We start from the raw sequence: 3,042 nt of genomic DNA, 5'->3' as shown, positions 1-3,042 counted from the left end.
ATGTTCATAAATATTCACCGAGGCTTAAAATCAAAACGAAGAATAAAAGTGATCAAAGAATTACTAAAATAAAAAGCACCCAAAATGTCTATTAACCCTAATTTTATAAATTTTAAATGATTCGAAGACTCTATACAAGCTTTAGATTTTAATATTTTTATAATTTTATGAAGCCATTTTTTAACGCCATTGCTGTTTTAATTGGAACAATTATTGGAGCAGGGATTTTTAGTCTTCCTTATGTAATCGCTAAAATCGGTTTTATTCCAGGACTTTTATATTTAATCGGATTTGGGCTAATTATTCTTCTTTTAAATCTTTGCTATGGCGAAATTATTTTAAGAACAAAAAAAAATCATCAATTACCCGGTTATGCTAAAATGTATCTGGGCAAATGGGGAGAAATAACAGCAATTTTTGCTTCTGGTATCGGATTTTATGGAACATTGCTTGTTTATCTTATTATGGCTGGTGATTTTTTATATTTAATTTTAGAAAATTTTTTTACCCTATCTATTTTTGATTATCGTTTAATCTTTTTTGTTTGCACAACAATAGCAATTTTTTTTGGAAAAAAAGCCATCCCAAAAATAGAATCTTTATTAATTATTTTTTTAATTACAATTATTTTAATAATTTCTATTTTGGGTATTCCACAAATAAAATTTGAAAATTTAATACCTATTGATTTAACTAATTTTTTCCTTCCTTTTGGAGTAATTCTTTTTGCTTTAAGTGGACTTTCAGCAATTCCTATTATGGAAGTAGTTTTGGAAAAAGAAAAATTTTTATTAAAAAAAACAATTATTATTGGCAGTTTAATCCCCCTGGTTTTATATATTTTGTTTGGTTTAATTGGAGTTGGCGTGGCTGGTAAAACAATTTCAGAAAATGCCCTTATTAGTTTGGGAGATGTTTTGGGAAATAAAATATTATTTTTAGGTTCTATTTTTGGATTTTTTGCAATCTTCTCTTCTTTTTTAAATATTGGACTGGCATTAAAACAAATTTATCATTATGATTTTAATTTTAGTAAAATCATTTCAACAATATTGGTTTGTTTTATTCCTTTAATTATTTTTTTGGCTGGCTGGACTAATTTTATTAAAATTATTAGTATCACTGGTTTGCTTATTGGTGGAATAAATGGAATATTAATTATTTTAATTTATTGGCAAGCAAAAAAGAAAGGAGACGACACACCCGTATACTCTATGAATATCCCATATTTTTTTACTTATTTTATTATTGCTATTTTTTCATTGGGAATTCTTTATCAAATTTGGGATTTAATTGCAGGAAAATTATAAATTCAGTTTTCTGTCATCCCGACCGAGGCTTCCGAGTATAGGGATCCCTTTTTTATTGTTTAAGTCCGCTAGCTGGCGGATCCGCTTCGCTCTCAGAATCACTTCGGTCGAAATGACAAATATTCATATGAAAAAATCAAAAATTTTTCTTTTTATCTGTCTATCTTTTATTGCCGGCATTTTTATTAGTCCGTGGACAAAAATACCTTCCGCTATTTTGAAAGGTATTTTTATTTTTGGAATTTTTTGGATTATTTTTTTATGGCAACGAAAAGATAAAAAAATTTGTAAACACGAATGCCATTCGCTTAATAAAAATAAAATACTTAATAAAATAATAATTTTTGGTTTTTGTTTTTTATCTTTAATTTTTGGAATTTTTTATTTTCAAAAAAGTTTTTCAAAACAATATGCTTTACAAATTTACAATGACACAAAAGAAGAAATAATTTTAAAAGGAATTATTGTGGGCGATTTGGGAAATAAAAAAAATTCTAAAAAAATTATTTTTGAGGTTTATGAAAATTCAAAAGAAAAAATTTTAATTTATTTGCCGACTAAATTAAATTATCAATACGGCGATGAATTAGAAATTAAAACAAAATTAACAACTCCATTTGAATCTGATGATTTTTCTTATAAAAATTACTTAAATAGATATAATATCCATTCGATCGCTTATTATCCCAAAATAAAACTTTTGGCTCAAAATAAAGGAAATTTTATTCAACAAAATTTATTTTTTATAAAAAATAAATTTAAAGAAAAAATTATGGCTATTTTGCCTGCACCAGAATCTTCTTTTTTAACTGGACTTTTAATTGGAACTCAAGAAGACATTCCTTCTCAATTAATAAATTCTTTTAATGTCACAGGAACAACACATTTAATCGCACTTTCAGGCTACAATATTACCATTATTGGCATTCTTTTAATGAATTTATTTTACGCTTTATATTTTTCTAGATCATTCAGTTTTTGGTTAACGATTATTATGATTATCTTTTTCGTAATTTTAACTGGTGCCGAAGCCTCAGTTGTTCGAGCAGCGATTATGGGAATTTTAATTTTATTATCAAAAAAAATTGGCCGATTGAAAAATATTACCAATGCCGTGGTTTTTACCGCTTGTTTAATGCTTTTATTTAATCCTAAAATTTTACATTATGATATTGGTTTTCAATTGTCTTTTTTAGCAACCTTGGGAATTATTTATGTCTCACCTATTTTATTTAAAATGGGATTTTATAAAATCCCCAATGACTTGGAATTTAGAGAATCTCTTTTAATGACTATTTCAGCTCAAATTATGACCTTCCCAATTATTATTTATAATTTTGGACAATTATCTTTAATTGCTCCAGTCGTCAATGTTTTGGTTTTACCTGTTGTTCCATATTCTATGCTTTATGGTTTTATCGCAACTTTATTGGGGTTTTTTGAATTAACATTAGCTAAAATTGTTGGATTTTTTGCTTGGATATTTTTAGCTTATGAAATTAAAACAATCAAACTTTTTTCAGAAATTCCTTTTGCTTCCGTAAAAATAGAAATCCATTGGCTAATCGTATTTTGGCTTTATGGTTTGATTATTTTATGGATTTGGAAAAATCAAAAAACTTAAAAAATTATGAATTTACTATAGGTCAATATAGTACTCATAGAAATTTATAAAATTTTAAATAAATTCCATGTATTGTTTGACAACTGATAATCCTTTTCCGATTAAAAA

Annotated in this window: 2 protein-coding genes; both read left to right on the top strand. The window is 25.9% G+C overall.

Features of this window, described 5'->3' with window-relative positions:
• Positions 1-167: 167 nt before the first annotated feature.
• Entirely contained in the window at positions 168-1,310 is a 1,143-nt protein-coding gene (locus tag CVV26_03450) for a hypothetical protein (GenBank protein ID PKL71958.1), read from the top strand.
• A 112-nt stretch (positions 1,311-1,422) separates the two neighbouring features.
• On the top strand, positions 1,423-2,934 hold the full coding sequence (locus tag CVV26_03445; protein ID PKL71957.1) for a hypothetical protein: 1,512 nt from the start codon (positions 1,423-1,425) through the stop codon (positions 2,932-2,934).
• The last annotated feature ends 108 nt before the right edge of the window (positions 2,935-3,042 follow it).

It is taken from the genome of Candidatus Kuenenbacteria bacterium HGW-Kuenenbacteria-1, from assembly GCA_002839745.1.
Classification (GTDB): domain Bacteria; phylum Patescibacteriota; class Patescibacteriia; order UBA2591; family PGYQ01; genus PGYQ01.
The sequence above is the reverse complement of the archived record's forward strand: the minus strand, read 5'-3'. Positions and strand labels throughout refer to the sequence as shown.